This is a genomic window from Mycobacterium conspicuum, assembly GCF_010730195.1.
Taxonomy (GTDB): Bacteria; Actinomycetota; Actinomycetes; order Mycobacteriales; family Mycobacteriaceae; genus Mycobacterium; species Mycobacterium conspicuum.
On the sequence record NZ_AP022613.1, the window covers coordinates 3,655,814 to 3,673,343 of the forward strand.

General features: G+C 66.8%; 17 protein-coding genes and 1 tRNA gene. 5 read left to right on the top strand and 13 right to left on the bottom strand.

The window, feature by feature from the left end:
* Position 1: 1 nt before the first annotated feature.
* From G6N66_RS16935 to G6N66_RS16960, 5 genes are all read right to left on the bottom strand, one after another.
* Positions 2 to 637, bottom strand: coding sequence for a class I SAM-dependent methyltransferase (locus tag G6N66_RS16935; protein ID WP_085231227.1), 636 nt, complete (start codon positions 635 to 637; stop codon positions 2 to 4).
* 376 nt (positions 638 to 1,013) lie between these two features.
* The gene (locus G6N66_RS16945) at positions 1,014 to 3,899 is read right to left on the bottom strand and encodes a DUF4349 domain-containing protein (protein ID WP_085231228.1); all 2,886 of its coding nucleotides are present in this window, start codon (positions 3,897 to 3,899) and stop codon (positions 1,014 to 1,016) included.
* Positions 3,896 to 4,537, bottom strand: a complete 642-nt coding sequence (locus G6N66_RS16950) for a MerR family transcriptional regulator (RefSeq protein ID WP_085231229.1) — start codon at positions 4,535 to 4,537, stop codon at positions 3,896 to 3,898. The genes G6N66_RS16945 and G6N66_RS16950 overlap by 4 nt, the downstream gene beginning before the upstream one ends.
* 90 nt (positions 4,538 to 4,627) lie before the next feature.
* Positions 4,628 to 5,059 carry a type II toxin-antitoxin system VapC family toxin gene (locus tag G6N66_RS16955; RefSeq protein WP_085231230.1) on the bottom strand — a complete coding sequence of 144 codons (432 nt, stop codon included), beginning with the start codon at positions 5,057 to 5,059 and terminating at the stop codon, positions 4,628 to 4,630.
* Positions 5,046 to 5,303, bottom strand: coding sequence for a ribbon-helix-helix protein, CopG family (locus tag G6N66_RS16960; protein WP_085231231.1), 258 nt, complete (start codon positions 5,301 to 5,303; stop codon positions 5,046 to 5,048). The genes G6N66_RS16955 and G6N66_RS16960 overlap by 14 nt, the downstream gene beginning before the upstream one ends.
* A 487-nt stretch (positions 5,304 to 5,790) precedes the next feature.
* Between G6N66_RS16960 and G6N66_RS16965 the strand changes: the two genes are divergently transcribed.
* Positions 5,791 to 6,249 (top strand): hypothetical protein, encoded by a 459-nt coding sequence (locus tag G6N66_RS16965; RefSeq protein WP_085231232.1) that lies wholly within the window; start codon positions 5,791 to 5,793, stop codon positions 6,247 to 6,249.
* Positions 6,250 to 6,251: 2 nt separating this feature from the next.
* Here G6N66_RS16965 and G6N66_RS16970 read toward each other — a convergent pair whose 3' ends face one another.
* Complete coding sequence (locus G6N66_RS16970; RefSeq protein WP_085231233.1) at positions 6,252 to 7,115, bottom strand: L,D-transpeptidase; 864 nt, start codon at positions 7,113 to 7,115, stop codon at positions 6,252 to 6,254.
* A gap of 226 nt (positions 7,116 to 7,341) precedes the next feature.
* On the opposite strand from G6N66_RS16970, the gene G6N66_RS16975 reads away from it, so the two are divergent.
* Positions 7,342 to 8,694, top strand: a complete 1,353-nt coding sequence (locus G6N66_RS16975) for an MFS transporter (protein WP_085231234.1) — start codon at positions 7,342 to 7,344, stop codon at positions 8,692 to 8,694.
* Here G6N66_RS16975 and G6N66_RS16980 read toward each other — a convergent pair.
* Genes G6N66_RS16980 through G6N66_RS16990 form a run of 3 tightly spaced genes read right to left on the bottom strand, consistent with a single transcriptional unit; the run spans position 8,687 to position 12,451 of the window.
* Positions 8,687 to 10,069, bottom strand: coding sequence for an MFS transporter (locus G6N66_RS16980; protein ID WP_085231235.1), 1,383 nt, complete (start codon positions 10,067 to 10,069; stop codon positions 8,687 to 8,689). The two genes, G6N66_RS16975 and G6N66_RS16980, sit on opposite strands and share 8 nt — an antisense overlap.
* Complete coding sequence (locus tag G6N66_RS16985; RefSeq protein ID WP_085231236.1) at positions 10,066 to 11,481, bottom strand: MFS transporter; 1,416 nt, start codon at positions 11,479 to 11,481, stop codon at positions 10,066 to 10,068. The genes G6N66_RS16980 and G6N66_RS16985 overlap by 4 nt, the downstream gene beginning before the upstream one ends.
* 34 nt (positions 11,482 to 11,515) lie before the next feature.
* Complete coding sequence (locus G6N66_RS16990; protein ID WP_085231237.1) at positions 11,516 to 12,451, bottom strand: LysR family transcriptional regulator; 936 nt, start codon at positions 12,449 to 12,451, stop codon at positions 11,516 to 11,518.
* A gap of 149 nt (positions 12,452 to 12,600) precedes the next feature.
* Between G6N66_RS16990 and G6N66_RS16995 the strand changes: the two genes are divergently transcribed.
* Positions 12,601 to 12,861 (top strand): hypothetical protein, encoded by a 261-nt coding sequence (locus G6N66_RS16995; protein ID WP_085231238.1) that lies wholly within the window; start codon positions 12,601 to 12,603, stop codon positions 12,859 to 12,861.
* Positions 12,862 to 12,897: 36 nt separating this feature from the next.
* Here the strand turns inward: G6N66_RS16995 and G6N66_RS17000 are convergent, their stop codons facing one another.
* Together G6N66_RS17000 and G6N66_RS17005 are read right to left on the bottom strand one after the other, a co-directional pair.
* Positions 12,898 to 13,830, bottom strand: coding sequence for an SAM-dependent methyltransferase (locus tag G6N66_RS17000; RefSeq protein WP_085231239.1), 933 nt, complete (start codon positions 13,828 to 13,830; stop codon positions 12,898 to 12,900).
* A gap of 94 nt (positions 13,831 to 13,924) precedes the next feature.
* Positions 13,925 to 15,223 carry a fatty acid desaturase family protein gene (locus G6N66_RS17005; RefSeq protein ID WP_085231240.1) on the bottom strand — a complete coding sequence of 433 codons (1,299 nt, stop codon included), beginning with the start codon at positions 15,221 to 15,223 and terminating at the stop codon, positions 13,925 to 13,927.
* Between the two features lie 296 nt (positions 15,224 to 15,519).
* Between G6N66_RS17005 and G6N66_RS17010 the strand changes: the two genes are divergently transcribed.
* Positions 15,520 to 16,008 (top strand): glutathione peroxidase, encoded by a 489-nt coding sequence (locus G6N66_RS17010; protein WP_085231241.1) that lies wholly within the window; start codon positions 15,520 to 15,522, stop codon positions 16,006 to 16,008.
* A gap of 75 nt (positions 16,009 to 16,083) precedes the next feature.
* Positions 16,084 to 16,154, top strand: a tRNA-Cys gene (locus tag G6N66_RS17015).
* Here the strand turns inward: G6N66_RS17015 and G6N66_RS17020 are convergent.
* Both G6N66_RS17020 and G6N66_RS17025 read right to left on the bottom strand, forming a co-directional pair.
* Positions 16,146 to 16,529 (bottom strand): YchJ family protein, encoded by a 384-nt coding sequence (locus G6N66_RS17020; RefSeq protein WP_085231242.1) that lies wholly within the window; start codon positions 16,527 to 16,529, stop codon positions 16,146 to 16,148. The genes G6N66_RS17015 and G6N66_RS17020 overlap by 9 nt on opposite strands.
* Positions 16,526 to 17,440, bottom strand: a complete 915-nt coding sequence (locus G6N66_RS17025) for a TPM domain-containing protein (RefSeq protein WP_085231243.1) — start codon at positions 17,438 to 17,440, stop codon at positions 16,526 to 16,528. Before G6N66_RS17025 ends, G6N66_RS17020 begins: the two co-directional genes overlap by 4 nt.
* Positions 17,441 to 17,530: the final 90 nt, after the last annotated feature.

The window sequence follows — 17,530 nt, forward strand, 5'->3', positions numbered from 1 at the left end:
ATTAGTTCTTGATGCCGACGGTGATCGAATCGGACACCAGCAACAGCCATGGCGGCCGCCGGATGCGATGCTGATCGCTGACGGTGAACTCCGCACGTTCGAACAGTCTGCGCATTTCCGCGGGCGACGGGTTGTGCTGCGGCTTCCATCGGTTGTCCCTCGGTAGCGGCGGCAGCCATTGCGGCGAGGTCAGCGCCGAGACCGCGGCCAGTCCGCCGGGGGCGAGGACGCGATGAAACTCGCGCAGGGCCGCCGGTTGGTCGAAGAAGTGAAACGCCGAGGTCGTGACCACAGCGTCAAGCGCACCGTCGTCAAAGGGCAGCTGCTCGGCTGGGCCGCGGAGAAACTTCACCCGGTCGGTGCGGGCGCGCGCCTGCGCAAGCATGCCGTCGGACATGTCGACGCCGTAGATCTCATCGGGCTTGATTTCGCGCTCGATTCGGTCGCTGAGAATGCCTGTGCCGCAAGCTATATCAGCGATTTTGCGGGCTCCGTGGGCGCGCAGCTGCGCGATCACCTCGTCGTGCGGGGGTCGGTAGACCCACTGCTGCAAGACCGGCAGATCGTAGACCGGAGCCAGCAAGCTCCACATTTGCGTGATCGCGCCGTTGAGCCCTCGGCGTCGCGGTTGCGCCATCGGCTCAGACTAGCGGCGGCCGGGCCCTCCCGGTCCCGCGGGCCCACCGGGTCCGCCCGGACCGCCTGGGCCGCCGGGCCCGCCCGGGCCCCCCGGTCCACCGGGTCCGCCCGGTCCGCCCGGCCCGTTTACCGCCGGAAGCAGGAACACGCATTGATTCAACTCGACGCTCCAGCCCCAGCCGGGCGCGCACTCGCCATCGGCGCGGCCGGTCGCCGGTACCACAACCGCGGGCAATCCCGCCAACGCAAGCGCGAATGCCCCGATTACGCAACGCCGTCCAAACCGGCTCATTGCAAACCTCCCCTTTCGTCCAACGGGTATTGGATTATCCCACCGACGACGGCCTCAATGAGCCCGTTTCGCGCAATTTCAACTACTTTGCGGCCGCTCGACGAAAAGGCTTGCGGCGTCGGATCCAGACGCCGGCCAATACCACGACGGCCAGCACCGGTAGCCATGGAATCAGGAATCCGATGGCGACGAGGACCCCATGGATTGCGGAGAGCAAGGACTGCCAACCGCGTTGCAGCGCGCCAACGAAACCACGATGCGGCACGGCCGGTTTGGCCGAGAGATTGACGTTGATCGTCGCATAGGAGATCTGGTCCCCTAGCGCTGCGCGCTGTGCCCGCAGCGAGTCCAGCTCGGCCTGCCGCTGGGTGAGCGACGACTCCGCCGCGAGCAGGTCCGCAACGTCGCCCGCTTTGCCCATCAGTTGCAGCAGTCGATTGACCGAGGTCTGCAACGCTTCCATGCGGGCATCAAGGTCGACGCGCTGCGAGGTGACGTCGGTGTGGTTGATCGACATCGATTCGACGGTCCCGAGCTTCTTGGCGTCGGCTAGCACCCGGTCAAGTTTGTCCGCGGGAATGCGCACGACGAGATCTATTGTCGGCGAGGACGATCCGGAGCGCTCCGATCGCGAGTCCACTCGTCCGCCGGCGTCGTCGACCGCGGCGACGAGCCGGTCGGCCACCTGGCTGGGCTCGGCTACCACCATCTGCACCGATCCGTTCGTGACGATGTCGCGTTTGAAAGTGCCGTCCTCGGGGGTCCGAGGTGGTGGCGCGGGTGCCTGCGGCGCCGACACCGTGCCCTGGGGCACGCCGGCTTTCGTCGCGTTCGGGATGCTCGCATCCTCGGACGCCGGAAGCTTGCCCGCCACGACGCCGTTGCTCACCGACGACGGCGAACTCCCCCGGTTCAGCGACCAAGCCCAGCCGCCGCCAATGAGGGACGCGCTGACCACCGCCACCGCGATCACGTTGCGCAGCTTGACCGTTCGCCCCGACGACGCCGTTGCGAGCGGTACCGGCTGGGGCGGCATCGCCGACGCGACCGCCACCATACGAGCGGGGCTTGGGGCCCCCGACAGGGCGACGGCGTCCCAGCCGTCGGGCATCTCGACGGGCTGCATGACGCGGTGCAGTTCACCGTCGGCGACGACCCGACCGGCCCGGCTATCGACGGCAACGTATGCGGTGAACCTGCACAACACCCCAAACCGCAAGGAGGTGGCGGTGATTCGCCGCTCCAGGTCTTCGGTGGGAACCGCGGCGTAACGGTCTTCGAGGTCGCGCAGGTGGGCCCGCGCCCACTGAGCCGTCACCGCGGGGGCCTCGCGGCGCTGCCCGGCGACCGTCACCGACCAATCCCCGGCCTGGCCGTCGGTGCCGTGCAGAGCGAGCGACCCTGTCGCGCTGCCCCGATACCGGCCACTGATCACCAGCGGCACCCCTGGGAACAGATCGGGTATCCGAACCGGGCTCACGGTGTCCTCGACGCACGCCAACCCCTCGGCCCGCAGGGCCAACGAGTGGACCAGCGGGGCGCCGATACGGCGATGCAGACCATGCATTGCCTCGTCGAGCCGGTCCTCGCTTTCCACCAGGTCGCAACTTCCGCCGCCGACGCCGGCAAGGCGGCGTAGCAACCCGGCATTGACGGCCTGATCGATGCCAACCGTGTGCAGCCGTACCCGCTGCAGATCGCCGGACAGTTCGCGCAACAGCTGGTCCTCGTTTCCGACCTGGCCGTCGGTGACGAGAATGACGACGGCGTCGCGGGCTTCACCGTTGGGTGGCCCGCTCAACAAGGCCAGGGCCTGCCGTAGCGGCGCCAGCAGCTCCGTGCCGCCTCGCGCGTCGACTTGGGCGAGGTGCTCGACGGCGCGAAATCGGTTGCGGTCGTTGGCCTCAGCTAACCCGTCGGGCAGACCGGCGGGGCGGTCGATCTCCTCGTCGAACGTCAACACCGCGAAGCGATCGGCGCCGGTAAGCGTGTCGATGATGCGCGCCGCGGCGCGGCGGGCGGTCACCATCTTCCATCCGCTCATGCTCCCGGAGCGGTCGAGCACCAGCACCAGGTCCCGCGGACGCGGCGGCGCGCTGGACGCCGGCGGCAGGACGGTGAGCTGATAGGTTCCCTCGTCACCGTCCGAATCGGGTACCAGGACAAGCGAATCGGTGACGTCGTCGGTGCCGTAGCGCAACCGCAGAACGAAATCCCGGTTGGGCCGCTCGCCGGGTTGTATCCGCAACTTGCCGTCGTCGGTGGACACGGCGGGAAAACTCGACCGCAGCTCCGACAGGGTCAGACCGGCCGGGTCGATCCCGACCTCGATGGTCAGCCGAGCCGGATGCGGGAACCCGGGCAGCAGCACGGGCGGGGTGATGCGCGACGCGTCGGGAACCGCGTCGGTGTCGTCCGCGTGGCCGTCACCGACCGCGACATCGGCAAGTGCGCGGCCCGGAATGTACCGTGGCGCAACGACAAGCGGGAAGCGGAACGTCGCTTCGCCGTCCGCGTAGGTCAGCGAGTTGACCAACGTGAGTTCGATGCTGACCCGTTCGCCCGGATGGATGTTGCCCACCCGCATGGTGAAGACGTCCGGTCGCTCCTCCTCCGCGATGGCCGCTCGCCGGCCCGAGGCGATCGCGTCGTCATACTCCTGGCGGGCGGCTTCGCGCTCGCGCAGCTTCGCCTCGACGACCCGCCCGTCGGCGGTCATCCGCATGCGGGTGACCGAACCCCGATCCGGTAGCGGAAACACGTAGGTGGCTTCCAGCGGGACGTCGAAGACGTTGACGAAGTCCTGCGTCAGCTCCACTCGACTGGTAAGCCCGGCGATGTCCGCGCGCACGTCGATGCGATCGAGCGGCAGGTTGCCCCGTTCGGTGCTCACCGCACCCAGCCCGGTGTCTTCCGAAGCGATGCTTTGCATCTCGGCGTCGGTCATCGACGTGATGCGGACAGTCATTCTGGGCTCCGTTCATCGAGGGGTAGCGGGCCGGACAGCAAGCCGCGTTGGGCCAGCAGTTCCAGTAGCGGCCGAGCGGCGGCGTGGATGGCGTCGATGTCGTCTTGGTCGGGTCGGCCACTGGCATCCGGGCGCTCGGGCAGCAGGAGCAGCGCCCCGCCCGGCAGGCCGACGGCGGCCAGCTTGGTGACAGTGTCATCGCCGTTGGGTGACGTCACGGGTTGCGCGACGGCGGGCGGCTCGGCCCAGAACCGGCTTCGGCGGCTCGGCGGCGCCGGCGGGCGCGCCGGTGCGGGCTCCGCTGCCGCGATGACGTCCTCGGGAATCGCGGCGACCTTGCGCAGGGTGTCGTCGGTGGCGCCGATCAGTTCGGCCTGGACTTCGGCCAGCGAGCGGCCCTCGGCCTGGCGGCGTTTGACCGCGACGACCTGCAGCAGATGCCGGGCGCTGTAGAGCGCGGTGCGGCCCTGCATGGCGGGCCGGTCGACGAGTCCGGTCGTGGTGTACCAGCGCACGGCCCGTCGATCGGGCAGATCCCGGACCCGCCCGTTGGGTGCGCCGGGGTACGCGGGATCGGCAAGGCAAACGGCCACCCGTTGCACGAGCTCGTCCAGCGTCCACGACGCCTGGTCCACCATGGTGCCAATAGTGACACTGTTACATTGACACTGTCAATGTTTGCGGCGGGCTGAATCTCAAAGCGACCGGCCTCGGCCACTTGCGCTCAGCTAGAGATCGAGTGGATGAACCCAGCGCAGTCGGTGGAAGCGTGCGAAGCCGCGGTCTGCGCTCAACCACGTCGCGCTGTTCTCAAGCGCGTACGCAGCCAGATAAGCATCCGCGACGTCGTTGCCGCGTGCGTCGATGTCGGTCGCGAGTTGACGAAACAACATCCAATGTCGTTGGCCGGCGCGAAGTTGCATGGCCGCAGGCGCTTCGAGCAGCGCATTGACCGCAAGCCATGCCTCGTCTGAATTTGTCGGTTCGGAGAAGATCCGGCGATTGGTCATCACGCGGACGAATCCACCGAGGGTCAGATCCGGCAGACCTAAAGGCTCATCACCGTTCGCCAGCCGTTCCAGCAGCTGTCGGTAGGCCGAATGCTCGGGCAGATCGGCGCGGTGCGCATAAACGAGGACGTTGACATCAACGCAAAGCATCGATCGGAGCGCCTTCGTCCATCGCCTCAGCGATGGCGGCACGGGATGAGAGGTCTACGCCGGAACGAAGCCCTCCCCTCCCCGTCGGACGGACGGCGTAATGACCGCTAGCTCGCCGTTCGGACGGGCTTAGACCTCGCCGAATCGCGTCTTCGAGGACCGCGGCGACGGTACGCCCGGAGCGAGCGGCCATCGCCTTCACTTGGCGGTAGAGCTCGTCGTCGATGCGGATTGTCGTGCGCATGCAGGCATCTTAGCATCATATGTAAGCATAAAGATGCTAAGCCTTGCGGCTCGTCCGCGCTATGCAGGGCCTACACGGCCACCCAGCTTCGCCCCCTTTGCGGCCTAGCCCCGAATCCCGTGTCGTCCAATGAATTACATGCTTGGCTTAATGCGCGAATCGCCTTGCTGGATCTGATTTGTTCGCGGCCGAAGCGTCTAACCGTCGGGAAACTTGTGATGGTACAAACCCGCCGATCCGAGTGCCGCCACTAAAGGGCCTGTTAGACAACGCGTTTAAGGCGATGAGATCGCGTGAGAACCACGGCCGCCCATCCCGCAAGTCACCGTTTGGAAAAGATGTGACTACGGCGCGGCCCGTGTTATGTCTCTGTTGGGCAACCAATTCGGTCGCCCGTCTAGGAAAGCCTCCGAGACAGCGATACAGTTCCGACGCACCCTTTGGTTGCGGCAATACCCCCTCTAAACCGAATACCGGAGAGTTTGCGTTGAAGACTTTTGATTTGTTTGGCATCACGGTGGCCGCGAGCGCCGGGTTGTGCAGCGCCGCTTTGGCGTTCAGCCCGGACGCGTCGGCCGGCGGCGGTGCCGCATGTGTGGATCACTCCGCGGCGGCACCGGGTGGCGCCGCGTGCGTGGACCAGATGGCGGGACTCGCAGCGCCGGCACCGGTGGTCCTGCCTGGTCCGATTCCGGCAGTGCCGGTGGTTCCGCCGGTGCCGCTGGTTCCGCCTCTGCCGGTCGGCGGCGCCCCGATCCTGGGAGCTCCCCCGGTCGCGCCGGTGACTGCGCCGCTGATCACGCAGGGCGGCATAGGCGGTAAGGGCGTGCCGGCCAATCCGTCGCTGGCCGCGGACCCGGTGGTTCGGCCCGGTCCGGCGGCAACGCCTCCGCCCGCATCAGGCGCTCAGCCGACCTTGGTCACGGCCACTACGCCTACGCCCTGATTTCAGCCGGCCGCATGCGCCGGGTCGCCTTCAACCCATTTGTCTCCTACCGGAACTCCTTCCTGCACGACGACCGGGTCACCGACCTTGACGTTGTTGAAGTACCACTCGGCGTCGTCGGGGGCCAGGCTGATGCAGCCGTGGCTGACGTTCTCCACCCCCATGGCCGGGACGGCCCACGGAGCTGAATGCACGTAGAGGCCGTGGTTGTCGATGCGGACGCCGTAATCCACCGTGAGGTTGTACCCGTCGGGATCGTTCACGGGGATGCCGACGCTGCTCGAATCCATCGTCACCGAGCGGTCTTTGGACAGGACCGCATACTTGCCGACCGGCGTCGGGTAATTGGGCCTGCCCAACGACGCCGGCATCACGCCCGGCTCACCCCAGTTCGGCCGGTGGTGCGGCGCGGGCAGCTGCGACGGCGTCCCCGCCGGAACGCCGTCGACGCTCACGGTGAACGTGTGCTTCGAGATGTCGGCGACCCCGAGTACGACTGCGCCGGTTTGGAATTCCGTCGGTACGCCGCCCACCGAGAGTGCCACGGTGCTGTGCGCCGGCCAGTATCGATCGGGCACCCATTGCACCACGTCGTTGTCCACCCACTCGTACTTGCCGGTCATCGCGGGCGTGGAGTTGACCTCGATCGCACGCTCGGCCGCGGCCCGGTCTGCGATCGGCTTGCGGAACGTCACCACGACGGGGTGCGCGACACCCACCAGCTCGCCGCGCGTGGGTAGCACGGTCGCGATGGCGAAGTCGCCGTGCGGAAGGCTCACGGACGCCAGGCGCACGTCGGTTGGCCCTGCGACCAACGCCGCGGCGATTCCCAGCATCACCAGAACAGATCGAACCGCAGACCGCATCGCGTTATCACCCTCTGACGTGACTAGTCGTCCTAACGCTTGACGATGTTAGGGGCGACACGACGGGCCGTCGGTGACCGCACGCCAGCGGGTCGGTCAAGTCTTGGACAAGGTTTGATCACGAGTAAGTCGTTGCAGCTCTTGCGATTCCTACACGATTCCGGCAACAGGCGGCCGCATCGATGCGATGATGTCGTGACTCTTTTCCCGCTCAGGAGGCATTGCGATGGCTGACCCACACCCGCGGCGTCGTATCGCCGTCGCCTCGATGGTGGGCACCACGGTCGAGTTCTACGACTTCTACATCTATGCCACGGCCGCGGTCAGCGTCTTCCCGCATCTGTTCTTCCCGAAGGGCAACGGCACCACCGCGCTGCTGGCCTCGCTCGCGACATTCGGTCTGGCGTTCGTGGCGCGCCCGCTGGGGTCGGTCCTGTTCGGGCATTTCGGCGATCGCGTGGGGCGCAAGGCCACGCTGGTCGGCTCGCTGCTGACCATGGGCATCGCCACCTTCGTGGTCGGTGTGCTGCCGACCTACCAGCAGGTGGGCATCGCGGCACCGGTGCTGTTGGCGACCATGCGGTTCACCCAGGGTCTCGCGTTGGGCGGCGAGTGGAGCGGTGCGGCGCTGCTGGTCACCGAAACCGCCGAACCCGACAAGCGGGCGCGCGCCGCGATGTGGCCGCAGCTGGGCGCACCATTCGGTTTCCTGCTGGCCAACGGGCTGTTCCTGATCTTGATCAGCTGGCTGGGCCACAGCAACGTCGAAGCCGACCTGGGCGGCGCGTTTTTGACCTGGGGGTGGCGCATCCCGTTCCTGCTCAGTGCGGTCATGGTGGCGATCGGGCTCTACGTGCGGCTGCGCTTGACCGAGACGCCGGTGTTCGCCAAGGCGCTCGAGCGCGGCGAGCGCGTGCGCAGTCCACTGATCGCGGTGTTTCGCACGAACTGGCGTGAACTGATCATCGGCACCTTCGTCATGCTCGCGACGTACACCCTCTTCTACACGGTCACCACGTGGACGCTGAGCTACGGCACCGCGAAGCGGCCCCCGCGGGGGGCCGGCCTGGGCTTCGGCTATGCGGACTTCCTGCACATCCAATTGATCGCGGTGCTGTTCTTTGCGGCAACGGTGCCAATCGCCGGCGCACTCGCCGACCGGTTCGGCCGGCGGATCACGTTGTTGGTCATCACTACCGTGATCATCGGCTACGGGGCGTCGTTCGACCTGCTGTTGGCGCCCGCCAGCGCGACGAAGGGATCCGCGACGCTGTTTTTGGTCATCGGGATGACGTTGATGGGCTTGTCTTTCGGGCCGATGAGCGCGGTGCTGCCCGAACTGTTCCCGACCAACGTCCGCTACACCGGCTCCGGGATCGCCTACAACGTGGCCGGCATCCTGGGTGCCGCGGTGGCGCCGTTCATCGCTACCTGGCTGGCCACCAATCACGGGGTGGCGTGGGTCGGGATGTATCTGAGCGTCGCGGCGGTCCTGAGCGTCATCGCGCTGCTGGTGATGCGCGAAACCAAGGCGGTGTCGCTGGAGAACCCCGTCGCCGAGGTTCAGGCGGTCAGCTAGGTTCGGCCGCGGCCGACTCGCTGCGTGCGCTCCGCAGCACGGCCAGGCCCGCGGGCAGCAGCAGCGCGGCGATCACCGCGAGGATGGATTGGATGCCGCTGCCCATGCTCAGGCCGTGACGCTGCAGCATCTCTAACACGGTGCCCGACACCGCGATTCCGACGCCGGCGATCGTCACCAACGACGTCAACGTCACCCCGGCGGCTTCGCCGGCCCGCTCGGGTGCAACCACGGTTTGCGTCGCGACCGTGGTGAACGCGTAGACCAGACCCATAGTGAAACCGCACGCCGTCAGCGCGACGAGGTAGAGCGCCCACTGCGCTGAGGCCGCCAGGACACCCAGCGACACGGCGGCGACCGCGCAGCCGATGCCCATGACCAGGATGGGCGAATAGCGCGCGGCCAGGCGTCCCGAGATCACCCCGCCCAACGCCGCGCCTGCCGACGGGCCCAGGAACGCGATGCCGGCGGTGAGGGGGTCCAGCCCGCGGACCTGCTGCAGGTTCATCGTGGAGAGGAACACGGTCACCGTGTAGGCGATGTTGGCGATCGTGCCCGCCACGACCAGGGTGGAGAACTTCGAATTGCGCAGCAGCGCAAGGTTAACCAGTGGCCAGCGCACCCGCTGCTCGACGACGACGAACGCGGCCAGCACCAGCACGGAGGCCACGAATGCACCGACCGTCGCCGCGGACAGCCAGCCCCAAGACGGCGCCCGGTCAAAGGCGATGGTGAACAACCCGATTCCCGTCGTGATCAGTGCCAGCCCGCTGAGATCCAAACGCCGCGGCACGGTTTCGTCCGAGGTCTCCGGAATCGTCGCCGCGCCGACGAGCAACGACACCGCCGCCAACGGCACCAGCATCCAGAAGACGAACCGCCAGCCCACGGTCTGGGTGAGCAACCCGCCCACCAGCGGACCCGCGGCGTTGCCCAATCCGGCTATGCCGTAGGCCAATCCAATGGCATGACTCGACTTGCCCGCCGGGAAGGCATTGGTCAGGACGCTGACCGACACCGGGAAGATGAAGGCGGCCCCGATACCTTGGACCGCCCGAAAAATTATGACGACGGCGGCCGACGGCGCGATCGCGCAGAATACCGATGCGACTCCGAACAGCGCGATGCCGCCGAGCAGCGAGCGCCGTCGCCCGAAGATGTCGCCGATGCGGCCCGCAGGCACCATGAAGGCGCCCAACGTCAGCATGTAGACGCTGATCACCCATTGCAGATCAGACGTAGTGCTGTGCAGATCGGCCGCCATCCGCGGCAGCGACAGGTTCATCGCGAAGTAATCGATCTGCACGCAGAAAAGCGCCGTCGACACCGCGGCCAGAATCCACCGCGATCGCCCTTCCCTGGGCAGCGAGGTCATGGCTGATGCGTCAGCTGCGGGGCGGGGCCGGCCGCGACGAGCGGCCTGGGCTTGAGGATAAGGCTCATCACCAGGGTGGCCACGCCGATGGCCACGCAGATCCATAACGCGGACTGATACCCCGCCTTCGTGCCCTGCGCGACAACCGTTCCGGCCCAAGCGAATCCGATCGATCCGCCGATACCGAAGGCGGAGTTGGCGATTCCGGGCAGCGAGCCCGGCTCGTCTCGCGGTGCTTGGAGGACACCCAGCGCGGCGATCGGGGTGAGGCAGGTGGCCAGGACTATTCCGAACACGCCCATCAGCACGGGGACCATGCCCCGCTGGAAGGCGAAGATCGCAAGCAGCGCGGTGTCCGCGATGGCAAAGACCAGGCCCGCGCGCAACACGGTGACGAAGCCGATCTTGACCGCGAGGCGTCCGATAAATGGTGCCACGACGAGTTGGACCGCGGAGGCGGGAGTGATGAACAGCAGCGCCGTCGTCTGGCCGCTGGCGCCGAAGCCGATCTGGTCGTCCTCGGCGATGGACGGGATGATGAAGCCGAGCACCACCATGAACGACGCAAAGAACAAGATGGTCAAGGCGATCACCGGCCAGGCGTAGCGCGACGCCATCTCGTCGATGTGCACCAGGGGATGCTCCACGCGCCGCTCGACCACCACGAACGCCACCAACGCGACAATGGCCGCCACGATGAATCCGAGCACCAGCGGCGAAAGCCAACCCTGGTGTCCCCCGTTGCCGAGGAACAGATTGATCCCGGCGATCCCGAGCGCGATCAGGGCCGCCCCTACCCAGTCCATCCGGCCCGACACCGCGCCCGCCGGGCCGGCGCCGGGCACCGCCTTCCAGATCAGCGCGATGGCGAGGACGCCGACCACCAAGGTCAACACGAAGATCGAGCGGTAGCCGTAGTGATCGACCATGAACCCGCCGAGCAGCGCGTCGAAGCCGCCCACTCCGGCGTTGACCGCCGAGAGCACGCCGCAGCAGACGCCGAACGCCGTCGCGCTGAGGGTTTCCCGCATCACCAGGTAGGAAAGGCCGAATGTGATGTTGGAGCCTCCCTGCAGGACCCGGCCCAACACCACGATCGGCAGCGACGTGGTTGCGACGCACAACAGCGTCCCGATGCATTGCACGACGAGGATGCCGAGCAGGACGTTCTTGCGGCCGATGTAGTCGCTCCAGCGGATCAACACGACGTTGCAGATCGCGCCGGAGAGATAGAAATAGGCCGACATCGACGCATAGCCTTGCGGCCCGAGGTGAGCGTTGATGTCCCGGATCGCCGGCGAGAACATGGTCGCGTTGAGCATGAACGAGGCGACCGACACCGCTAGTGCCGTCACCATGAACGCAGTCTGGCTGCGCGGCAACGCTGTACCGGCCTCAACAGGCTGAGTCATGCGGTCCCCCTTGTCTGGCCACGTCGTGGCGGCGTCACCGGCTGGTCGCAATGTGGTGCAGTAAGTCCCTCGCCGCCCCGGCCGGCGGGGTGTTGGCGCCCATCCAGATCGCACGCAGATCGCGTCGCAAGTCCAGACCCGCGACCGGAATGGCGCGCAGGCGACCATGATTGAGGTCATCGCTGACGGCCAGCCGGCTCATCACCGCCGGACCGGCGCCGGCCAGCACTGCGGCGCGAACCGCTGCGGCAGAAGCGAGTTCGAGCGGATGGGCGGCGGGCTCCGGCTGATCGCCGTCTTCGCTTTCCGCCGCCTCGTCGGCGCCGAGCAGGAGCCGCCAGCCCGATTTGCGTGACACCAAAGGGGTTTGGCGAAGCTCCCTCACCGTGATCGGCGCGGATCGGCGCACCCACTTGTGATCCGGCGGCACGACGACGATCAGTTCATCGCGCCCGATCACCCGGCTGCGCAGCCCATGGAGTACGCCGCGGATTTCGATGAAGCCGAGTTCGGCCTCGCCCTCGCGCACGGCGGCGATCGCCCCCTCGCTGTCCGTTGCGGTGAAGCTGATCTCGGGTGCGACGCCGCCGTGCCGCTGCGCTGCCGCCTGGAACGACACCAGCCAGCGGGGCAGCAATTGCTCGGCCACCGTGTGGCTGGCGGCCACCTTGAGCCGGCTGCGACGCTCGGCGCGTAACGAGGCCAGCCCGATGTCGACGCGCTGTGCGACATCGAGCACCTGGTCCGCCCATTCGGCGACGACCTCGCCGGCCTCGGTCAGTCGGGTTCCCCGCGTCGTGCGCGTCACCAGGCGCACGCCGATCTGGGATTCGATGGAGGTCAGTCGCGCCGAAACGGCCTGTTGACTGGTGCCGACCTCGCGGCTGGCCGCATTCAGGCTGCCCGTCTTGGCGATCGCCGACAACACTTCCAGTGCGGAGAGCTCGGGCATCCGCGCGCTTAACGGCACGCCTGATGGTAGCGCCCGACGGCTCCGTCTCGGGCCGAAATGCCTGGATACGTCGCCGCAAGGCCCGCGGGCCGTTACAAGACTTACTTGTAACCCGGCAAGGACGCGGCCGCTACTGCCCCGCGGGCGCGGAACGCACGATCAATGCCATGAACACTTCAACGAACACCAACCAGACCCAGCACTTCACGGCAATCGGATTCCTGCGCCACTGCCTGGCCGGCGCCCTGCTGGCCATCGGGTTCGTCGCGGCGGGCTTCGGCTTCGCCGCAACGGCTCACGCCGACGACGCCATCGCGCCGGCGCTGATCGCTCCATGGGTGCCGACGATCGACAGCTACACCGCTCCTTGGCACGTCAACTGCGGCTTCTCCGGCGCGCACGGCTCCTTCCAATGCACGTACGGATAAGCGGACAGGGGCGGCCCGCCGAGGGCTGCCCCTGACTCATTTGGCCAGTACGGCGCCGTAGTAGATCGTGTCGGCCACCGACACCGCGTCGTCGTTCTGCGGGATCGACGCCAGACCGTTGTCGGCGAGCAGCTGGCGCATCGGGGTGCCGACCGTCCGCCAGCCCAAGTTCTCCAGGTGAGTCCCGACGTCGGTGCGGTCACCCTCGAAACCAAGGTCGGTGAAGTCCAGCTCGAGGCCATGCTTACGCCATTTGGCGCTGGCCCTGCGCATGCGCTCACGCGCCTGTTCTTTATCGATCTGTGGCGCGTCCGGCGTTGCCTCGCAGGCCAAGCGGCTGCCGTCGGCGCTAAGCGCAGTGATGTTGTCCAGCAAGGCATCCTGCGCCGCCGGCGGCAGATAGCCAAAAAGCCCCTCGGCGATCCACGCGGTCGGGCGGTGCGTGTCCAGACCGGCTTCGACGAGCGCCGTCGGCCAGTCCTGACGGAGATCGATGGCAACCGTGCGCAGATCGGCGGTGGGGGTCGCGCCGAGCCCGGCCAAAGTGGTGGTCTTGAACTCGATCACCTCGGGTTGGTCGATCTCGAATACCGTCATGTCGGCGGGCCAAGCCAGCCGGTAGGCGCGTGCGTCGAGGCCCGACGCCAATATCACGGCCTGACGTATTCCGGCGTCGGTCGCATCGCGAAAGAACAGGTCGAAAAAGCAAGTTCGGGCAGCCATCGCATCGGGCATGTGTCCCAGCTTCCAGCTGGACTCGTCGAGATCGACATCCGCGGCGTCGATCTCTCCGTCGGCCCATCGGGTGAAGAAATCCACGCCGACGGCACGGACCAGCGGCTCGGCGAATGGGTCCGCTATCACGGCGTTGTCCGCCTTGGTCGCGATCGCGCGAGCGGCCGCCACCATGGTGGCCGTGGCGCCCACGCTGGTAGCCAGGTCCCAGGTGTCGTTGTCTGTGCGTGGCATGCAGTCTCCAAATCGGCATTCGGGGTGATAGTTAGACAGTATAACGAACTTTCCGGAACGGTGCAGCGCGGATGCGCGCTGCCGGGCGCCAGCGTCAGATCTGCGCGTTGGAAAGTGACGGCGCCGTTTGTTGACGACTTCCGCATCGACGTCGGTTCGCACGACGCCAGTGGCGCACGGCCGCGATCGCTGTCTTGAGTCCGCGGTGGCGGCCCGTCACGGGGTCGGTCGCGGCGAAACCGGGGCCCAGTTCGGTGAACATCCGCTCGCTGCGGGTTTCCGGCGCGTCGTCGGCGGTGTCGCGCAGGTATCTGTTCGGCAGCGACAGCTTGGCGATGGTGCGCCAGGTCCTGCCGTATTGCATCGCGAAAGAGGCTGTGGTGTAAGGCAAGTCGTACTTGTCGCAGACGGCGCGCACCCGCAGCGAGACCTGGTGCAGACGGTTGCTGGGCAGGTCGGGAAACAGGTGGTGTTCGATCTGGTGGCACAGGTTGCCGCTGAGGAACCGCAGCACGGGACCGGCGTCGAAGTTGGCGCTACCCAGCATTTGGCGCAGATACCACTCGCCCTTTGTTTCGCCGGCCATGTCGGTGTTGGTGAATTTCTCTGCGCCATCGGGGAAATGCCCGCAGACGATGACCGCGTGGGCCCAGAAGCTGCGGATCACATTGGCCAGCGCGTTGGCCGTCAACGTCGACTTGTAGGTCGCCGCCGGCGAAAGCGAGGTGAGCGCCGGGAACGCGACATAGTCCTTGACGATCTGCCGGGCGGCCTTGGTGGTGAACTCGCGCGTCCGCCGACGGGCGATGTCGCCCTCCGGGCCGTCGTCGAAGTACTTTTCGAGGTCGACGGTCTGCAAGCCGATCGCCCACTCGAACGCGAGCGCGAGCACGAGGTTGTAGGGCAGGTTGCCGATGTTGTAGCGCTGCCAGGGCTGGTCGCGCGTGACGCGCAGGATGAAGTAGCCGACGTCGTCATCCATGTCGAGGATGTTGGTGTACTTGTGGTGCTGATAGTTGTGGGCGGAGACCCAGTGTTTTGACGCCGCGCTCATGTCCCACTCCCACGACGTGGAGTGAATCTCGGGATCGTTCATCCAGTTCCACTGGCCGTGCATGACGTTGTGGCCGATCTCCATGTTCTCGACGATCTTGGCCAGGGCGAGCGTCAGGGTGCCCGCCCACCACGTCGAGCGCTTCGCGCTTGCGGCCAGCAGGAGCCGACCGGCCACATCTAGGCCGCGCTGCGCGGCGATGGTGCGACGGATATAGCGGGCGTCACGCTCGCCCAGCGAGTCCTCAACGTCTTGGCGGATCGCGTCCAGCTCGAAGGCCAGGTTCTCGATGTCGGCGTCGGTCAAGTGGGCGAAGGCCGGAACATCAGTGATCGCCATGGTTTCCCTCCCTGTGCACCCTTGGTACGGCTATGCGTGATCGCAGCGGGCGGGTGCTTCCCTTAGGGCGGTCAACGCGGGTCAACGGTTCAGTGGTTCCGAGCGGCAGATGTGCTTACCCGATTCACAGGTCCGCGGTAAGTCCAATTCGATTGCGCATCAACTCTGTTCGTTGGCCCGGTGGCTGCGTACCTCACGAGATGAGAGGCGGCTAGGGACACCATAAGCGACGGCTGGGTCAAAATGCGGGAGGCCGTCTCGGCGTATCGCATTCGTGCGGTGTTAGCGTCATCGACGTGACCCTCAAAGACATCGCCTTGAAGACGCTCGACGGCAAGCCGGTTACGCTAACGGATTTGTCCGACGGGGCAACGCTGATCGTGAACGTCGCCTCTAAGTGTGGACTGACGCCACAGTACACGGCGCTGGAGAAGCTGGCCAAAGATTACGGCGGCCGGGGCCTGACGGTCGTCGGCGTTCCGTGTAATCAGTTCATGGGCCAGGAACCGGGCACGGCCGAGGAAATCCAGGAGTTCTGCTCGACGACCTACGGCGTGACGTTCCCGTTGCTGGAGAAGACCGACGTCAACGGCGACGACCGCCACCCGCTCTACACCGAGCTGACCAAGGCCGTCGATGCCGACGGCCAGGCCGGCGACATCCAGTGGAACTTCGAGAAATTCCTGGTCTCCCCCGACGGCGCGGTGGTCAACCGATTCCGGCCCCGGACCGAACCGGACGCACCCGAGGTCATCGCCGCTATCGAGGCGGTGCTGCCCCGATAGCCCGCGGCCCGAAAAGGATCGGGCCGAGGAAAACGCTGGGCTTCGCCTGCCTGCGCTGGCATGGTAGCCATTCGTGCGGGTGTGGCTGAGCGGCTAGGCAGCGGCCTGCAAAGCCGTATACACGGGTTCGAATCCCGTCACTCGCTCTTTGGATCGAGGTAAAACCATCGCCCGGCGCGGCGTTCGAAGCGACTCCGCTCATGCAGGCTATCGGCGCGCCCCGCGGACTCGAACCGGGCCCTGAACTCCACCTCGCCGCGATCGTCGTCGGGGCCACCCGCGACGGTGTCGATGACTTCCAGGCCGGTCCAGGTGATGCGGAGATCAACGCTCACGTCGAGCGGCCGCGTGCGCGGGTGCCACGTGCGGAACAGATAGTCGGCGTCACCCTTGGCGTAGGCCGAATACCTTGATCGCATCAATTCCTCGGCCGACTGTGCCTGCACCGCGCCGTCGTGCAGCGGCCCGCAGCAGGCGCGATAGTTTTCGCCGCTGCCGCAGGGGCAGCTGGTCGCCGTCAAGCGGTGCCCCGACGCCGGGGCGTGCGGTGCGCCTTTTGCACGTCGGCATTCGCCAGGCTCTGTGCCTGCGCGGCGAGCGTCGATGCCCGATTGGCGTTGGCAGTTGCCTCGGCGGCGTTGGTGGCTTGCTTGCTGTGCGCGGCCGCCACATAGCGCTTGGTCTCTTCGAGCCGGGCCTTGGCCTCGGCGCCGACGGAGTCGTGATGCCTGGCCGCATAGTCGGAGATTTGGCGCAGTCGGGCCTCGGCCATAGCCAACGCCCCGAGGGAATCCCCGGGGCCACCGAGGTTCGGCTGGCCATCGGCGGGGCCGATCTGGTGCGCGGCGCGTTTGCGGCGGCGGATAAGCAGTAAAACCACGACGAGGAGCACCAGGACGACGGCGACGCCGATCGCGATCCACAGCCACGTCCGCTTGGGCGAGCTTGCCGGACTTGACGGGTTTGCCGACTTGTTCAACCCGCCGGCTGCGGCGACGGCGGCACCGCTCCAGTCTTTGGCGTTTATCGCCGGTTCAATCTTGTTGCGCTGCAGACTGTTTAGCTCGGCTGGTGTGAGGTCCTGCGCCTGCGGCGGTATGTCGAACCTATACGCCTTCGTGTTGGTGGCCACGGCCAGCAGCACGTCGTTGTCGCCCATCCCGCTGAGGTCCCGCGTCTTACTGACCCAGTTTTCGGGTTTGAACTTGGAGAAGTTGTCGACGTAGACCACCCACAGTTGGATGTGCCGGTCGCGGGAGAGCCGGTCGATGGCCGAGTTGACCGTCGCCCGGCTGGTGTCGGTCAACACCCCGGGGCCGTCGGTGATGTGAGCGGTGAGCTTGGCCGGCGGCTGCGCACCGGCGGGGGCCGCCAGCAGCAGTCCCGCTGTGCAGACCGCCAGGATTAGACCGCACAGGCGAACAATGCGCATGCGGGTAAATCTAGTCCGTCGCCAGCCGCGAACCGACTGCCCTGTTTGGCTGAGTTAGCCGGGCGCAGGACCGGCGACGCGTAGTGTGGA